This window comes from Rhizobium sp. CIAT894 (genome assembly GCF_000172795.2).
GTDB lineage: Bacteria > Pseudomonadota > Alphaproteobacteria > Rhizobiales > Rhizobiaceae > Rhizobium.
The window spans coordinates 1-17,258 of sequence record NZ_CP020950.1 but is presented as its reverse complement, the minus strand read 5'-3'; the positions used below and the strand labels follow the sequence as shown (position 1 = coordinate 17,258).

12 protein-coding genes and 3 pseudogenes are annotated in these 17,258 nt (G+C 57.3%); 8 read left to right on the top strand and 7 right to left on the bottom strand.

Features of this window, described 5'->3' with window-relative positions:
• Window positions 1–63 precede the first annotated feature (63 nt).
• Genes RHEC894_RS24100 through RHEC894_RS24090 form a run of 3 tightly spaced genes read right to left on the bottom strand, consistent with a single transcriptional unit; the run spans window position 64 to window position 2,883 of the window.
• Window positions 64–1,191: an HNH endonuclease gene (locus RHEC894_RS24100; protein ID WP_085739524.1), complete on the bottom strand. Its 1,128-nt coding sequence runs from the start codon at window positions 1,189–1,191 to the stop codon at window positions 64–66.
• Entirely contained in the window at window positions 1,192–1,683 is a 492-nt protein-coding gene (locus RHEC894_RS24095) for a hypothetical protein (RefSeq protein WP_010066004.1), read from the bottom strand.
• A 3-nt stretch (window positions 1,684–1,686) separates the two neighbouring features.
• A complete protein-coding gene (locus RHEC894_RS24090) occupies window positions 1,687–2,883 on the bottom strand; it encodes a nucleotidyltransferase (protein ID WP_085739523.1) in 1,197 nt (398 codons plus the stop codon).
• A gap of 176 nt (window positions 2,884–3,059) precedes the next feature.
• Here RHEC894_RS24090 and RHEC894_RS24085 point away from each other — a divergent pair, with 176 nt between their 5' ends.
• From RHEC894_RS24085 to RHEC894_RS24070, 4 genes are all read left to right on the top strand, one after another.
• Entirely contained in the window at window positions 3,060–3,383 is a 324-nt protein-coding gene (locus RHEC894_RS24085; RefSeq protein WP_085739522.1) for a helix-turn-helix transcriptional regulator, read from the top strand.
• 1 nt (window position 3,384) lies between these two features.
• Window positions 3,385–4,290, top strand: coding sequence for an ImmA/IrrE family metallo-endopeptidase (locus tag RHEC894_RS24080; RefSeq protein WP_085739521.1), 906 nt, complete (start codon window positions 3,385–3,387; stop codon window positions 4,288–4,290).
• Window positions 4,291–4,295: 5 nt separating this feature from the next.
• The gene (locus tag RHEC894_RS24075) at window positions 4,296–4,775 is read left to right on the top strand and encodes a hypothetical protein (protein ID WP_085739520.1); all 480 of its coding nucleotides are present in this window, start codon (window positions 4,296–4,298) and stop codon (window positions 4,773–4,775) included.
• A 149-nt stretch (window positions 4,776–4,924) separates the two neighbouring features.
• The gene (locus RHEC894_RS24070; RefSeq protein WP_085739519.1) at window positions 4,925–5,437 is read left to right on the top strand and encodes a hypothetical protein; all 513 of its coding nucleotides are present in this window, start codon (window positions 4,925–4,927) and stop codon (window positions 5,435–5,437) included.
• Window positions 5,438–5,576: 139 nt separating this feature from the next.
• Here the strand turns inward: RHEC894_RS24070 and RHEC894_RS24065 are convergent, their stop codons facing one another.
• From RHEC894_RS24065 to RHEC894_RS24055, 3 genes and pseudogenes are all read right to left on the bottom strand, one after another.
• Window positions 5,577–8,129 (bottom strand): DEAD/DEAH box helicase, encoded by a 2,553-nt coding sequence (locus RHEC894_RS24065; protein ID WP_085739518.1) that lies wholly within the window; start codon window positions 8,127–8,129, stop codon window positions 5,577–5,579.
• Window positions 8,126–8,935: a DUF1837 domain-containing protein gene (locus tag RHEC894_RS24060; RefSeq protein ID WP_245339553.1), complete on the bottom strand. Its 810-nt coding sequence runs from the start codon at window positions 8,933–8,935 to the stop codon at window positions 8,126–8,128. Before RHEC894_RS24060 ends, RHEC894_RS24065 begins: the two co-directional genes overlap by 4 nt.
• A 437-nt stretch (window positions 8,936–9,372) precedes the next feature.
• Window positions 9,373–9,889: pseudogene (locus RHEC894_RS24055) on the bottom strand (SMC-Scp complex subunit ScpB).
• Between the two features lie 96 nt (window positions 9,890–9,985).
• On the opposite strand from RHEC894_RS24055, the gene RHEC894_RS24050 reads away from it, so the two are divergent.
• Together RHEC894_RS24050 and RHEC894_RS24045 are read left to right on the top strand one after the other, a co-directional pair.
• Complete coding sequence (locus tag RHEC894_RS24050; protein ID WP_085739517.1) at window positions 9,986–12,343, top strand: hypothetical protein; 2,358 nt, start codon at window positions 9,986–9,988, stop codon at window positions 12,341–12,343.
• Between the two features lie 704 nt (window positions 12,344–13,047).
• Entirely contained in the window at window positions 13,048–13,965 is a 918-nt protein-coding gene (locus RHEC894_RS24045) for a recombinase family protein (RefSeq protein ID WP_085739516.1), read from the top strand.
• Window positions 13,966–14,977: 1,012 nt separating this feature from the next.
• Here the strand turns inward: RHEC894_RS24045 and RHEC894_RS33510 are convergent.
• Window positions 14,978–15,740: pseudogene (locus RHEC894_RS33510) on the bottom strand (integrase core domain-containing protein); the annotation flags it as partial.
• 446 nt (window positions 15,741–16,186) lie between these two features.
• On the opposite strand from RHEC894_RS33510, the gene RHEC894_RS33505 reads away from it, so the two are divergent.
• A complete protein-coding gene (locus tag RHEC894_RS33505; RefSeq protein ID WP_245339567.1) occupies window positions 16,187–16,543 on the top strand; it encodes a hypothetical protein in 357 nt (118 codons plus the stop codon).
• 28 nt (window positions 16,544–16,571) lie between these two features.
• Window positions 16,572–16,790: pseudogene (locus RHEC894_RS32165) on the top strand (DDE-type integrase/transposase/recombinase); the annotation flags it as partial.
• Window positions 16,791–17,258: the final 468 nt, after the last annotated feature.

The following is a 17,258-nucleotide window of genomic DNA, read 5'->3' as shown; positions in this document are numbered from 1 at the left end:
ATAGTGACCACTTCAACTAGCTCGCGCATGTTGGCGAAGCTGGTTTTCATACCTCGGGACAATTCACTGGATCCTTAGAGCAGGTGCGAAGCCTCCGACGCGCCTATTCTGGTCAAAAATGATCATTGGCAGATCCGCCTTTGGCATCCACACGCGCCCCACTTCCACCGCCGCAGCGACCGGCAAGGCGGGAAAGACGTTTATCGTTGCCGCTTCTCCGTGCACCGATTTTATTCTGTCAAGAAGCCGTCTCAGTTCCTGGCGAAAGCGCGAGAGGTCATTGGCGTTCCGCATGATGTCGTTATGTGGCGACATCGCAGTGATCGACCAAACCGAAATGTCGTGGCCCAAGACCGCATCGATGCGCTCCTTCGATATTGTCGCGCTCACACCCAAAATCAGCGCCACCGTCGAATGAACCTCAGTAGGCGCCTCGACCCGGAACTCGATCGGCGCACTGTCGTTCTGCCACTTCCATGTCGCCGGCTCTCTATGTCGTTGATGAACCTCGGCGGGTAGAATGTCGTAAAGTTGCCTTCCCAGTTCGATCAGGAGCGGCTGGGGCGCAAGCGCGAAGACGCTTGCATGCGTGATCTGCTGCCGTTCGATCCGGCCCCGGATCTTTTCAGCAAACTGCCGCTGGAGGTTCGTCTGCTGAACCTGCCAATACCGTTCGTCGGCATCATCGAGCGAAAGACCAAGCATCTCCAGATCGACAGTGTCGAAGGACGCCGGCGAGCGATCAGGCTGCATGGAGGCGAAAATGTCCTCCCTTGCGACGAGCGCCTCGTTCATGCCGATATTCGCTCCGAAACGGATCACATGAGATGCCCGGTCCGGCTGAATACCAGCTGCGATACGCACCCGCCGCTCATGCTCGTCCTTCATACGCAGGAGAAGCTCCTCCGGATGATCTAAGGGTGCTTCGTCATCGATGAGACGATGGTGCTTTGCGCAGAGCAACATGAGATTTGAAATGTCTTTTGCGAGAAGGGCGGACCGGGTCGGATGTCCACGCGCGCCGTTCGGTGAGTCGGCAACGATGTGCGCGACGAAGCCGAACATCTTGTCCTCCTTGCCGGACAGCAGCTCCCCAATAAGTTCGCAGTTGCAGCCACGATATTGGCAGCGGCCGGCGGCACGCGCCCAAAGCGCGCGCTGTGTCTTTTGATCGACTTTCGTCTTGGCCATTTACTCAATCCTTTCGCGAAGGGGATGCCGGCGCCGCAAGCGGCTCCGACTTATGCGGCGCTCGACATCTCGCGGCTCAGGATGTTCTCCTCCACCCCGCCATTCGCCCTCACCTAGCCAGTCCTCGAAGTAAAACAGCCACAGCGACGTCCATGGGACGATGGTCTGATCCAACCTCATCCAGGGCTGCCATTCGTATGTTCGGGGCAGATAAAGACACAGGCGCGTGGGTCTCTGCTCGTAGACGTGAGGAAGTTTCTTTCCACCTGCCAGCGTCACCAGGTCCGGACTTTCAATGTAAACCCGGGGCGATCGATCAGACGCAAATTCCAGGCGTGCCTCGTATATACGGGACAATGGAGTCGGTGTGGCGCGGAAACGCCATTCAAAACAGCCGGAGCCGAGGGTGCCGTCGCCGGCCGACAGCGGGTTCTTTCTGAGAAGAAGGAACTGCTGCGCGGCGGTTAGGGACTTCGGCTCGGAAAAACGCATGGCCTATCTGCCGAAGAAGGTGTTTGCCCGCACCGGCGTGGCAATTGCTGAAGCAAGGCCCGTCATAAGCCCGATACGCGGGGCAGCGGTGAGCAAGCCGTTCCGACGCGACAGCGATATCTCGTCAGTTATGGAGTCGATGACAGCTTTCGCCGGAGCCGGTCCAAAGGAATCCGAAAGTCGCTGTTTCAGGCCATCCAGACCCTCGACATCCCTCAGTCGCCCAATGTCATTGAGCACACGCGCATGCCACGCATAGAACACCTCGGCACGTTTCGGCTCGTCGTTCCATTTCTCGGCAAAGTTCTCGCCCTTGGTGGTCTCGTTCCATACGAACCAGTGCATCCGACCGCTCACAATGCGAGTTTCTATGAAATCCGGCATGCACCGGATCACGTCGACCAGCAAATCCAACTCGCTGTCGTAGGTGTTGGTTCGGACGCAATATTCATAGCTCTGGGAGGCCAGGGTGGTGACAAGAACGGAAATGGGTGAGAGAGACGTGTCCAGATCGCCTGCCAGAATAAAGACGTCTCGATGCCTTTTGAGAATCTGCACGATTCGCTGCAGAATGCCCTTGAAAAAACCCTGCTCGGGGTAGGGCTCCACGCTGGCATGCGCCCGATCCTCCGCCTGAAGGCCTTTCATCACCCGAAACCGGGGCACCAGTTTTACTCTTTCCAGGAAAAGCGCCTTGTAGCCTTTCGGGTTTGAAGGCTTCCAAACCTTCAGTGCGCGGTCTGGAACAAACTCGCCGCCCATATAGCAATCACGATTGGGAATCGATGGCGTAATATCCAGGTGGAATTCGTTGGCATATACCAGCCGCCAGCAACGGCCCATCTCGACGAGCAATGGCTTGTAATGGCCATTATCCCTCAGGCGATCACCGATCGCCTTCTTCAGCGCGGCCGGCTCCACCCAGATCCCCAGGCCCGGAACATGCGCCACCAGGTCCACATCATGTTCATTGCTGCCGATCGGCTTCACGGTCGTTCCAATGGCAGTCGAACCCTGAAGGAAGATTCCGATCGCCTTCAACAGCGGATTGTCCGACTCTGCGAGCCACCCCCCAACGCCTTCGTAGCGCTCCTGAGCGAGAGTGGATTGGGACTGCGAGATTTCCAGTGTGGCGCACATTCGCTCAAGCGCACCGATGAGCATTCCCTCACGCAGAACAAGTCGCTGATCATGAAGCATTCATGCCTCCATTCCCCGCAAAGGGGTCGATGGTGTAAGATTCGCACCTATCATTTCGTACAGATAAATCTAACGCTTGTTTCCGTCAATCCCTGTGTTATATTTTCGTACAGATAAATCGAACGGCGCGGCGCGAGAGTGCACGCGCCTTAAGCGATTCAAGGGAGCATTTAAGGATGTCTTTGGCTGCCAAGCTCAAAGAACTACGAGGAAAAAACCGGCAGTCGTTGCAGGATGTGGCAGACGCTATTGGAGCATCGAAAACCCACGTCTATGATCTGGAAACCGGCCGCAGCACCAACCCGTCTATCGAACTTCTCACCAAGCTCGCTACGCATTTTCGAGTTTCGATCGCTGATCTTGTCGGGGAAAACCCGAAAGGCGAGAATGAGGACCCGGCGCTGGTTGCCATGTACCGAGACCTCAAGACGCTGACCCCACAAGATCGGGAAACGATCCAGATGTTGATGGATCGGCTCAAGGTTCCAAAGGAAAAATGACATGAGCGTCATGCGGATGGATTTAGCTGACACCGGATCGCCCGAAGGGCTCGTCAGCCTCATACTGAAGCATGAACCCGACTTTCGGGTCCCTGTCCCAATCGAAGAGCTGGCGCTGCAGCTTGAGATCGAGGAGATAGATGAACTTGAAACCGAGGGCTTCGAGGGCGGGCTAATCACCGACAGAAATCGGAATCGCGGGATCATCCTGGTGAAGCGCGGCGTGAACCAGCCGCGGCGTCGCTTTACGATCGGCCATGAGCTCGGGCATTTCTTGATTGCCAATCATGTACCGCACGAGGACGGCCGATTCCTTTGTTCACGGCAGGATCTGCAAACTCTATCCGCGAAGGAAGGTGACCGGCGAGCAAAGATGGAGGTTGAGGCAAACCGCTTCTCTTCACTGATCTTGATGCCGCCGCCGAAACTTCGCGAGTATTTTAAGAAGCAACCGTCGCCAAGCCTTGAGCATGTTTTCCAGCTTGCTGAGGAGTTTCAGGTCAGCAAAGAAGCCATGGCGCGAGCATATGCCGACTATCACCCTGAATCCTTGGCCTTCATCATTGTGAAGGATGGGAAAGTCGGCCGGATCTATCATCATCGGAAGCGCTTTCCGTTTATCACAGCAAGCCGCAATAAGCCGGTTCCACAAGGTTCGCTATTCTACCGGAGAGATCTTCAGATCGGTACTCCCAGTGAAATCGACGAAAGACTGCCGGATGTGTGGATTGATGTGCCGCGCGGACAACGCGCTCCGACACTAAGCGAACAGGTCTGTCTTCAGAAGAATGGCTATGCGCTGATCATGCTCTGGCACGAGGAAGCCGACGAGGAACAAGAAGAAAGAGAGGACATGACCGCTCGCGACCGCTGGCGTGCTCAACAGGAAAAATATCTAAGGGGCTGATCTCAATGGAAAGCCACAACTTTGAACGCCTGAAAGCGCATATCCTCCCTTTATCGGTTTCGAAGGTGTTCGAGACGGCCCGCCTCGAATGGGATTTGATTGGGGTCGAAATCAGCGAGGAATTTGATCAATGTCCATGCGGCCAGGACATTCTTGAGCACTGTTATATCCGGAATCGCCTCAACAGAGCGACCACTTACGTTGGGAACATCTGCATCAATCGCTTTGTCGGCATCGACACCGGAAATCTCTTTGAAGGCCTGAAGCGCATACAGGCGGACCTCTCCGCCAATGCCAACGATGATCTGATCGAGCATGCCTATCGAATGGGATATCTCTACGACGAGGAGGAATACCGGTTCCTTAAGCAGACAAAATTCAAGCGGAAGCTCTCACCGGCCCAAATGAACTGGAAGCAGAAAATCAACCGTCGAATCTTAAATCAAACGATTGTGCAGCGCCGCGGAGCGCATCAGTCTCGCTGACTCACCGGGCGAAGTTACAGCAATGTGGCGGAAAGGGGCGCCACTGCGGAATTATCTTGCGCTTTCGGACGAATTGCTTGTGAATATCACCATGAGTAGAGATTCGCTTTTCCCTTGCAGCCTTGCTTGTTTCGAGGAGCAGTACCGAAATGACGGTGAAACTGACCGATCTACGTGATGACATCGACGCAATAGTTCTCGACCTTCGCCGCGAACGAAACGATGGCGAAGTTCCAATCGACGACGCGATCGCCCGCGTTCGTTCAAACCTGGGTGACAAGATCTCCGCTACCGCAGATCAGTTGATCGACCTGACACTTCGAAAGCTGATCCACGATGTCAGCGGGCGGAAGCGCCTTAGCTTGGCGCTGGTCGGCCAAACGAGTTTGTTCGGTCACTACACAGGCATACCTGCAATGATCACCACCGGACGGGGTAAGAAGCGAGACACTACCAAAGCCACATTTCTGGAAGCGGATACCTGGTTGTCGGCACGCGAAAAGGAAGACACCGAAATTCGGTCGAAGAACGAAAAATTCAAGCATATGGTCGAGGAACTGCGTCCATATATGCAGGGACATACCGATACTCTCGAGGATGCCGCACGCCGCAAGTTCGACATGGAATTGGCTTCGAAAAAAGACCTACTCACGCGCGGATAGTAGCTGTGTGAACCGGCCGCCTGTCCCCATCGTTGCCGAAATCGCGCATCTCCATTTTCGCCTTTGAGGCGATGGCAAGCTCAGTTCTGCTTTTTGAGCAACCGAGCACAAAGAATAAAGAAGATTTGGGACAGTTGTCCTATGCCGAAAATTGAACATTGGCAGCAACTACTGTCTCGACTTCTTTCCGCAGGAGAGGCGACAATCCAAGCGCGTCCATTGGGCGTGAACTCAACCAACGGAGCGCCTGTGTCACATCCAGATCCTTGCGAGCCGAGAGATCATTCAGTTTCATTGCGGTAACGCGCGACAGGCCCAACGAAATGAAACTGATCATTGTGCGATCGGATGCGCCAATCTCCAGATAAAGAGGAATCGAAGGAATGCTGGAAGCCATATCCACCATACCAGCGACATCGAGACCAAAGACGAGGAGCGAGTTATAACAACCGATCAGCCTGACGGCCTGAAACCGAATTTCTTTCTCTATAATATCTAGCGTGTCGCGAATAATCTTCTGCTGGTTGCCGTCAGTTTTTCGATTTATTTGCTCGTCGATAATCTGCGGAAGCGGCATGCCGCGCATCCATTTGAGTGCCATCAGCGCATGGAAGCGGTGAAGGCCTTTTGTCGTGTCATAGCCCAAGATGACTTCATGACAAAGCTCAAGAATGTCTGCGTAGGATTGGAATGCCTCGCTCTCGCGCGGATGCGCCGGTATTAAGAGACGGGCATGCTCGCGGCCTTGATCAATGACGGCCTGCAAGCGGGAATACAGCCGTTGCTGTCTGTGCGCTGAAACATTTGGTGTCCGCTTGATTACGTCGGCTGGCAACGTCACAGAGGCTGCCGCAGCGGTAAGCGCTGAAGAGATCGTCAAAAACTGATCGCTCCCGCGAAACACACCTAGCTTGTCCAAGGTGACCGCCAGTTCGCCTTTCTTGTGATCGGAAAATAAGCGGACAAAAGATGTTTCCAACGCCGAGATGTCCGCGTCCCCCGTTACTGCCTCATCAGCGATAACATTCAACAGCTCTGCACTATTCTGGAGCACGCTGGTCTCAATGGCAGGGACAACGTCGGTGTCTTTCGGTCCGTCGAGCGGCTTCTTCTTCCATTTGCCGTAGTCTATCAAAAAGATGTTTCCCTGAAACTCCTTTCTAAGCCGGCCAGCCCGGCCGGAGAGATTCCAGAAGTCCGTCGACTCCAGTGGCTTTCCTTTTCCTTTTTCCGGCGCGCACATAAATAGGTTCTTTGCGGGCAAGTTGACGCCCTGCAGCAACGTGCTCGTACAAGCCAGGAAGTCGATGTCCCCGTCCGAGACTGACTGCTCCACCGCGCGTCGAAGCTGCGCCGGCATGTTGGAATAATGGAAGGCAATCCCCCTTTTTACGCATTCGACGAGAGCGTAGTTCGGGTGCACGGCCTCTCTCGCCAACGCCGCCAGAGCATCACGTTGCTCTGTTGACGCCTCTTCGTCTAGCCGAAGGTCAAGTAGTTGCATCGCAATCTTTTCCGCCTCGGCGGCGCCATTCGCATAGATAATACTGGATTGCGTCCCTCCAAGCCGAGCTGGGATATGCACTAGCTTGTCCAACCGACTAGCCAGTGTCTGTCCAACATCGAGAACGGCAACATCGAAGACATCACCGTTGCCTTCGCCAGCGCTCCGAATGTTAACACGCCCTTTCGTTGCCGAGGCAATGTCAACGAGCAAGAAGTTTTGGCTGACCGTCGGCTCTACTGACGGGAACTCGACCACATCGGTCAAGCCAAACAGGCGTCCGAACACGCTTAGGTTTCGGATCATCGGGCTGGCGAAAAGAATTTGGCTGTAAGGGTTGCGTCTCAACAGGTCGTCGATAACCCACTGCAGCACCACCCCCCGCGATCCTTCTGTAATCGAGTGCGCTTCGTCAACGATTACAAGGTCCGGACGGAATTTGGGTTGAGCGGAGAGACTGAGCTGAACCCTTTCTTGGGTCATCACGAAAACGGCTCGCTTCGGTAGGTCCTCGTCCGCGTCGAGGGGCACAGTGATAATTTCAGGTCGTGAACCAGACAGTTTTGCAAAATGGGCCATCAGATCTTCTGCAACCTGGGCAATCAGCGCCCGCGTGGGAACGATATAGACGATCGATGTCGCTGTCGCCGACCCGAGTGCGGTTGCAAGATAGTTTTGGAGTACGAAAGATTTGCCCGCGGATGTCGGTGCCGCAAGCGCGATACGCTTCCTCGCGGTCAGACCGCTCCAAAGACGGTGCTGAAAATCAGTCAAGTAAATGTCCTGATCGTCGACTACCACCCGTTGCCTTTCCGCAACTGCAATCTCTTCCGCGGATAACGCCGCAGGTAGAAGCGAACCAGCTGAATCCACATCTTCGCGCGTGCCGAAGGAAGGGAAGTTTCCAAGGCGGGAGAGGACGACCCGGAGCGCTTGATCCAATGGCAACTCATTCGCGCCAAATAGCTCGTATGTGCAGGTAGCAGCGCGGAATGCGGCGCGTCGGTGTTCATGTTTAACCGAACATGCCAGGATCGCGGCCGCCCGCATCATTCTGTTGGCATCGTCGATTCGTAAGTCGTCGGACGGCGCAACGATCTCACGACGAAGCCAAGCCAGTTCGATGTTTCGAAAAGCCGTATGAAACTTCGTATTTCCCCAGACTTTATCGACCAGCTCCTGCATCATCTCCTCCAGCCGATTTTGTCCTGAAAGATTTCTCGGAACCGCTCAACTGACGGAACCGGGAAAAAGAAAAGCTCAACTGGATGTCCGGCCAGGCCGCAGTCCTTCAATTTGCGAGCCACTTGCGGCGCAAGATCGGCCAGCCGATCCTGCGCGAGTGCAGAGAATTTTTCTTCGGCCGTCATGCTATCGGCCCGAGTGATCGCACTGAAGCCGTCGAAATCGAAGCCCACCAAGCACGTGGTGACGTCGTGCCGCGCATTGTAACTTTCCTCATAGGGATCAAGGTATCGCAGGAATGCATCGCGAGCAGCGGGGCCAAGCCCAGCGAATTCGATATTGCGCTGAACGAGATCGATCTCGTGCTGCATTTTTTCTGGATTGAGAGCTTCTACTATCGAACTGAGTGCATCCGTTATCGCATCCGACACCCTGCTGTGGAGCTTCGATTCACCCCAGTAGAGCAACAATCGCTGGGTATCGCCGCAGAAGCGTGCGTGGACACCATCTGCGCCGTAAACCGGCATATCGCGGTTCGTTTTCAACGACATTTTCGCGATGATCTGCGGGGCGGATAAAATCCATTCCGTGAGCACGTAAAGAAGCAGCTCGCCCGCCTCACCGTTCCGATGCGTCTTTTTTTGAACCGTCATGAATATACGCATCGCTTCCTCGCGCAGTTTCTCGAAAGCGGCGAGGAAATCCTCCGCCGAAATCAAACCATACTGCGAATTCAGGCCATCAAGCTCAGATCTTGGAAGCGAAAAGTGAAGTATGTAGCCGGCAAGTGCATCGACCATCTCCTGCATGGTCGCTTGCCCCTGCCTAAACGCTGGGAAGTGAAGGCGGAGCACAAGCCCATCACACTCGCACGTGACGGAGTGCGCGAGGGTTCTGATACGGGCACTGAGCTTAGAGTAGTCCCGCTTTAGTCCAGCAAGCGCGGCTTCAAGTTCGGATAGAGGTATAATGCCTTCCCTTTTACTCACTGAAGAATAGCTCACGCGTGAAGCCAGAATCAGACATCATTCTTGAAATTTCAACACGGCCAGCGCAATCGAAAGTGAGCAAATACGTCAATTGTCCACAGCTCTCGGTAGCCACTCAGGCGCCACGCCCTCACGACGGGCAGCCGCTCCTAATCGGCCTCGTTAAGGCAAACCGTCGGCATCATCCGATAATGACCATTCCTTATCTGTCTCGCTTCCCCGCGTTCTGAGGCGGCGATCTCGTATTGATCCGCATGTCAGCTCAGAAGACCAGCGTCCTCGAGCGCCTCGATGTTCGGCAGGTCGCGCAGCGTCTCCATGCCGAAGGCCGACAGAAAATGACGGCGTCGTCACGTAGGTATACGGTGCCCCAGGCGTCGGACTAAGCGGCCCGGACCCGATGAATCCCGCACCACGCAAATTGCCGATGACGTCATGGCTCACCTCCTTGCCAAAGACCTTCGACAGCTCGCCGCGGGTGACCGGCGGGAATATCCAATCGCCATCAGCACCATCGCCTCGAACTCCGACAACATTGTTGCCGCGCCGCGCGTCGGAGCAGCAGAGGCCTGGATCGCGCCTGCGTAACGCGAACGCGTTCGATGCTGCCAGCCGCCGGCGACCGACACCAGTTCGTAAAGCCGGGAACTGAGTTCCTCGCGCAAGTCATCAATGATGCAGGTCGATGCTGCAGTCCCTGCCGACCACCCGCACCAGCGTCTCGCCGCCCGGATTTCGTTCGCGAGCTGGAGGTGGCACAAAAACATCTACCACAATGACGATCTTCTGCTCCTTCCGATACACTGTTTGTTAAACGACAACTCCTATTTCCGCTCGCCCTCGGCATTGGGGCCGAGAGGGAATGCGAGCATGCCAAGAGAAGATATTTCCTCACGTCATTTTCAACGAAAAATCTCAGACTTCTGCGAGGTGCGCATCGCGCCGATCGCATCGAAACGGGCTTTGGACAACATCCGGCCATACCTCATCAGCCTGATCATCTATCGCAAGTCACCGCCGTTGCTGAACGGCCGCATCGATTGGAAGGCGGTCGGTGAAGCCTGCGGGATCGAGGACGAGATCACGCTGGAGCTGAAAACCCACCTGCGCCCTGGCCTCGACGCCATCCTCCGATGGCTCCGCATGCCGCCCGCAGCGGAAGACGTTCGGACGACAAAACGGAAACCCACATCGCCCAAAACCGTTCGCCGGACGCCAGCACCAGCGGCATCCGCGACCCGCAAGCCCCAACGGCTGGGCAGCGACAACACTCTGGCCCAATCCGCCTCAGCATCGCCAGGTCCGCAGCCAAAACCGATCCAGGAATTTCCCGAACCGCTGTTCGAAGCGGTGGACGATCCAGAGAGCTTCCAGGACGCCCTCATCTACCAGATGCGCCGCTTCGGCGACAGTTACTGGCAACTCTATCGTGCGATCATCCGTCTCGGCGAGACTTTTGACCACAAGACGCTCTTGTCATGGATCCAGGGTGAACGCGCGCCGAGATCGATTGCCAGCTTCGACATCCTCTCCCGCATCGAGCGGCGCTACCGACTGGCGGAGGGATATTTCAAGGCGAAGCTGCCGCATCAGGCGCGTTCGCTCAATGGTCACGATCTTGGCGATATCAGTCCTGTCGAGCGGCGGCGATTGGCCTGGCATCTGCCGGACGACTTTGGCAGCCTGCCGTTTTCCAAACGCGAGGAAATCATCGACTGGGTGCGGCGTGTCATCATCTCTGGCTCGACCGATTATCGCCGCTACCAGGCGGCGGCCAGCAAGAAACGCTATGCGATCCGCTTTCCCGGCATCACCTATGGCGGCGGATCCCTGTCTCCCCGATCTCCCGCGCTGACCAGCAGCGCCAGTCTGACCGCAGAAGAATTCTTAGAGGATCCGGACCTTCTTTCCGGCGTCGTCGACGCGCCGCAACGGTTGGCGATGGAGATGGCGGACCTGATCCGCTTCAAGACCTCGACACTGACGGCGATCGGGTTTCAGCGCAACGGCGTGTGGGGCGAGGAAACGGCATCGCAGAAGATCGAGCATCTCGGACTGATGTTCGGTGCACTGGCCGCCTCACCCGCCGGCATCGTCAAGGGCCGCGGCGTCCCGCTCAGCCAATTGACCTTCGGCTTGCTGATCTTCCCGGGTGTCTGGGATTGGTATCTGCAATGGCGCGAGCAGCGACGCGGCTTCTACACCAAATGGGAAGAAGACATGCTGATGGTCGCACAAGCCCTCACCCGTGCGGAGGTTGGCTGGATCCGGCAGCATCCGGAGCTTCTGAAGAATGTTCGCCCGATCGAAGGTCTGATCGCGCCGGAGGAGATCGAATTCGCTTCGCGTGACTGGCATGGCGCCTGCGACGCGTTTCATCGGCATGCTGCCAATCGCTCCAAGGAAGTTCAGCGGGTCATGCGGGTGCATCGCGATCCGTTCGAGCCGATCATGGTGATCCTCGAAGCGGACAGCCCTTTGGCAGAGTATCGCAAAATCACGGACGAGATCCTGAAGCGGATGCCGGACGAGCATCTCTATCCGCGGCCAGCGGCGGAAGCGGTCCGCTCCTTTCTGATACTTCGGCTTGGGTTGCATCTGGGACTGCGGCAGAAGAACCTCCGCCAGCTTCGCGTCTGCCCGCGCGGTCATTTTCCGACGGCGGAGCGCCGGTTGGAAGACATGAAGTGCGGGGAGCTGCGCTGGAGCGACCGCGAGCGTGGCTGGGAAGTGCTCATTCCGTCCGTCGCATTCAAGAATTCCGGCTCGTCCTTCTTTGGGCAAAAACCGTTCCGGCTGATCCTGCCCGATCTGCTCGATCTCTACCACTACCTGGATGCCTATCTCGACCGGCATCGCGGTGTGCTGCTCGCCGGCACGAAAGACCCAGGCACCCTGTTCGTAAAGACGGTCAAGACGACCAGCACCGACGCCGCCTACGACTCCACGACCTTCTATGAGGCCTGGCGGACCGTGATCCAACGATATGGAATCTACAATCCGTATACCGGTCGCGGCGCCATCAAGGGCCTGCTGCCGCACGGGCCGCATAATGTCCGGGATATTCTGGCGACCCATATCCTCAAGCAGACAGGATCCTACGAGCAGGCGAGTTACGCGATTCAGGATACTCCGGATGTGGTGCAGCAGCACTATGGCCGTTTCCTGCCGCAGGACAAGGCGGCGCTCGCGGCAAAAATCCTGAACCAGGTCTGGGAAGCGGCGTAGCCCGGAACGAGTGGCTGGCCCAATTTCGCCCACGTACTCGTCCGCTCCGTGGTTCGGCCGAGCTTGCCGCCGAGGCGCGGGCAGGTTCGGCCTCCCTCAACTGCCTATAGACTCATTCTCCGCGTCCGCCACTGCCCACTTGGTCGACGCTCAGGATGTTTTCATATCGTTAACCATATGAATTAACGTCATTCTTTTCTGTAGCGGAAGCGAATATTAAATTAGCTTCCTCTACGCCCTATGATGTTTCAGGCCACATCTCACTTCCGATAAGTAAAGCTTATCGGACGCGATTGATTTCAGCCCGCAAATCAGTGATGTCGGTCGCCCTGGATCGCCGGAAACGCCCGGTTTTCCGGGCTTTCGGGGCGATTTCGCCCGGGATGACCGGACTCCCCAAGACAGAATTCGACGGCCGACGCCGGCGCAGATGACCCCTTCTCCTTTCCAGGGTTGAGCGCCAGCGCTCTTTTGGCAGGCTCCTCCTCTTCAGGTATCAGCGAAGCCGTTGCTTTTCCGGCATTTCCGCCACAGAAGCCCGCTGACGCGCGTTTGCCTATGCCGACGCTCGGTTGCTCGTTCGCAACGGCATTTCGAGTCTGGCGCGCCGCTATTTCATGTCTAAAACACGCTTGCAAAGGACCGATTTCTAACGCATGCCTTATCTGTACAAAGTACTTCGAGACAGGGCCGTTACAAGCGCGATGGCGAAGCCACAAACATTTAACAACCAACAATCTCCCAAGCGGCTGATCGGTTATGCCCGGGTGTCGACGGATGAACAGGTCCACGATGCCCAGTTGGACGAGCTGCGTGCAGCCGGCTGCGATCGGATCCATCAGGAGCATGGTTCCGGAGCATCGCGGGCTCGACCGGTGCTGACGCGATTACTCGCTGAGCTTAGCGCCGGCGACGTCCTCATTGTCGTGCGCCTCGATCGACTGGCCCGATCCGTCAGTCATCTCTTGTCGGTGATCGAGGACCTCGAGGCGCGCGGCGTGCATTTCCGGTCGATTCGCGATCCAATCGATACGTCGACCCCGCAGGGCATGTTTTCCCTTCAGGTCCTCGGCGCCGTCGCGCAGCTCGAGCGGGCGCTAATCGCCGAGCGTACCAAAGCCGGCATTAAGGCGGCGAAGGCACGCGGCAAGCTTCCTGGAAATCCGGGTCTGCGAGAACGACGGCCGGAGGCGATCAAGGCAATCTCGCAGGCACGGGAGAAGCTCTATCTCGATGAACTCATTGCATCGGCGCAGACGTGGCTGCCGATGGTGCGTCAACTCCGGCCGCAGCACAGTTGGGACAATGTCGTGCGGGTTCTCAATCGCCGTGGCCACGACTGGACCGTCGAACGCCTTCGTCGCGCTGTTCATCGCATGGTACGCGAAAAGCTCGCGGAGAAGGAACTCCTTGCTCGATCCCCTCGCCGCGCTCCCGAAGACTATCTGATGAAGCTGGTGGCGGCAATTGCCATTGCCGATCCCAACCTGTCGCTGCGCGACATTGCCGCGCAACTGGACCAGATGGGAGAACGGCCTGTGCGCAGCGGCAAGAAGTGGCAACCGTCCTCGGTGCGGGTCCTGCTGGACGAAGCCCACCGATTTGGCCTCATTCGCCGTTGAGGGCATGGTTCATCCGACGCCCGATGGCAGATATTCTTTTCTTGTCGCTATTCGACTGCATAGCCGTCAGGTCCGGCCTTTAGGGATCTGTAGCGCCAGGACCGCTAGTCGCTATCGCTCCGCGGTTTCAGCTCAGCGCCTACATCCTCGCCCGCGGAGCCGGCTTCCTCCGCCTGCTCGCCCCCTCCCCCGGAACGTGCTGAAGGCTTCAGCCGCGGTGATTATGATCCACAGAGGCGCGCGGGCCATGACCCTCGGCGGCGCGGGTAAAAGCAGAGGACAGCCCCTCCCCTCGCTACCAAAAAAAAGCCGTCTCGGCTGCACGAAGAATTCGGGCGCGAGCCGGGACTCAGTCAGACAGTATTTGTTTCTTTTACAATCCGTCCGCGTTTCGGCGTTCTTTCAAGGATGCTCGACAATTTGATTGAGCCATTTGTCCGCGCCGCCAGCTATATTTCCTACAAGAATGATTACGGCCGAAAATCTGCAAACATTCGTTTACTGTCCTCGAAGCCTGGTAGGTCTTCGTCCTGAAGCATCCTGCGGAGACCGCCGTTAAGCTTACAAAGCAATGTCTCCTTTCAGTCGTGACAAACACCGCCATTGTTCGTTCGAACACGAAGCCGCTCAATCGGCTCCGTGCATCAACTGACCTTACTACACCAGCCGCATAGAAGGGCTGTCGGCCATTCTACCCGGCCAACCATGACCAATGCCCTTAGAACGTCATGTACGATCAAAAATGACCGCCAAGACCCTGCGACCCATGGCGGCGGCAGGACGGTACCTATCTCTACACAACCGATCTTGTGAGAGGTGGCGCGAGGAGCGGGTCATGCGACGTCCATAGTAGCGCCCGAAAATGTCGTTTCTTTTCAGAGTGTTGGAGCTGTGGTCAGCTGACCACCGGAAAAGCAGCTGGTGGCAGTGCGTCCCACCCCCAAAAACTTGCTGGCCCACGACAGCAGAGTCTGGCGAGAGACCTCGATCAGTGGACCCGCTGACCTAGCACTCAATCCTCTCCGGCGGCGACTAGAGCCTGCGCGCTCCGAGTACGCCAAGTGGCGGAAACGCGAAGCTTTCATCTCGCGCAGCGTTGGAGCCGGTTGTGGCAATGGTATCTGCATCACTTGCCCGGGTCTGGTCCGAGCGATGAGTGCGGCCGGAAGTGGTTGTAATCGTCGGCCCAGCAATGGCGCTTCGGGCATAATCGCAGCCGAGGAACAGGCTTTGGTTGACCATCTCGTCCCCGCATCCGGCCGTTGAAGCTCTCGACATTAGCGTTTTGCATCGGCTTCCCGGCGTGATGCCGTGCGACTCGACCCTATGATCCTTCGACCTGGCAAGGATCGCATTCGAGGTGAATTCCGTGCCGTTGTCGGAGACGATCATCCCCGGTTTGCCGCGCCGTTCGATGAGGACCGACAGTTCGCGAGCGACGCGACGAGGCAAGATCGAGGTGTCCGGGATCGCCGCCAGGCATTCGCGGGTCACGTCTTCGACGAAGTTGAGCACGCGAAACCGCCTTCCGCAAGCGAACTGGTCGTGAACGAAATTCAGCGAGCATCGGGCATTGGCCTTCGCTTCGACCAGGATCGGGCCAGGCGTGCCGCCCCGGCTTTTCTGCTTGCGAACGGAAAGTCCTTCTTCGCGATAGAGCCCGTAGATGCGGTCGACCCCAACGGCGCTCCCTCCCGCCGAAGCCGCCGGTCGCCGAAACGCCATCGCTCATTGGCGAGGTCGCGCAATAGGGCGACTTCTTTATCATGTGGGCGCGCCTGCCCGACCAACGCTTCGATCTTTTGTCGCGCGTCATGCATGACCATGCACTCATCGGCGGCTCTAAACTGCGTGATGTCGTAGAGACAGTTCGGTTCTGCGACACCCAACGATCGAGCTGCGCGAGCGCGCCGACCGTCCGGCGCGGCAGGCAACGTTGTGCCTGCGCTTCGGCTAGGCGACGATCCGGCGGCCGCAAGACCTGCGCGAAGAAGGGCTGCCCGACGGGTTAGGCTCAGTTGGGTTGAGGTCGTCGAACCGGACGCACCCGACGGTGTCGAGCCCTTGCATTGGCTGCTCTTGACCACCCATGCGCTCTCCAGTGCGACTGACGCCTGGGAGATCGAGGACAGCCAATTGCAGTTAGCGGCGCGGCTGGAAAAGCTCGTCGCCATCGCCGCCAAGGCCGCGGCAATCGTCCTCCAACTCGTGCAGGACCGCAGTGGCGGCGATCCTCACCCAGGCAAGCCTGGCAGTCAGTCCCCACGAGATCAACACGCTCGCCGCCCTCGAAAGCCGCTTCAAGGGCAAGACCAAGCTGCAATCCAATCCCCATCCAAAACCTTCGCTCGCCTGGGCCGCCTGGATCATCCCCAAACTCGGCGGCTGGAACAGCTATGCCTCCTCCAAGCCGCCTGGACCCATCACCTTCTTCAACGGACTCAAATACTGTGCCGATGGCTGGGCCTTGCGAGATAGGTATATGCCTCAGTCGTTCGGTGGAGAAGTGTTCCACTGGATCATTTGCTTTTGGTCACGAACAAAATCCAGCGACCAGCGGGCAGAGCCTTCGCGTTGACCAGGATCGGTGCGCGCGTGCCTGCAAGTTCGCTTACGGAAGGGGGTTTCGCGTGCTCAACATCGTCGATGACGCGACGCGCGAATGCCTCGCGGCGATCCCCGGACACCTCGATCTCCGGTCGTCGCCTCGCTCGAGAGCTGACGATCGAATGGCGCGGCAAACTCGCAATGATCTCTCCGACAACGGCACCAAACTCACCTCGAATGCCATTCTTGTCTGGTCAAAAGACCATAGGGTCGAGTGGCTCATTGCGTCACCTCGCCCAAGATAGCGGTTGATGAATTCTCCCAGTGTTGTGGAAGTGCCGCCGCGAATCAGCCCCGTAGATTCCGGCGCTGCGGATGGCAGCAGTTAGTTGTTCCTATTGCGTCCTATCCATGCGGCGCCATCGCCCATTCGCGATTAGCCGGCACAGCCGGCCGCCTTGAGATTTGCTCGCCGCGCCGGTGCCAATGAATTGATGAAAGGCGGCTGCCATTTCGTGCGAAGACTTCGCTCCTGGTCTTGTTCGTGCGCGACCTTGGGCGCGTTCGTATTGAGATCACGGTCTACTGTTCCCCTAAGAGGCGTCATTTGGCTCGGGAGCCAGACGGTAACCGGCGCAATGCCTCCGACAAGCCGCCTTTGAAAGTTGGTGTTTTCCAAGGGTTAGCTTTGTGGTCAGCTGACCACAACCGAAATCCTCAACGGCAGGAATAACGATCAGCCGCAC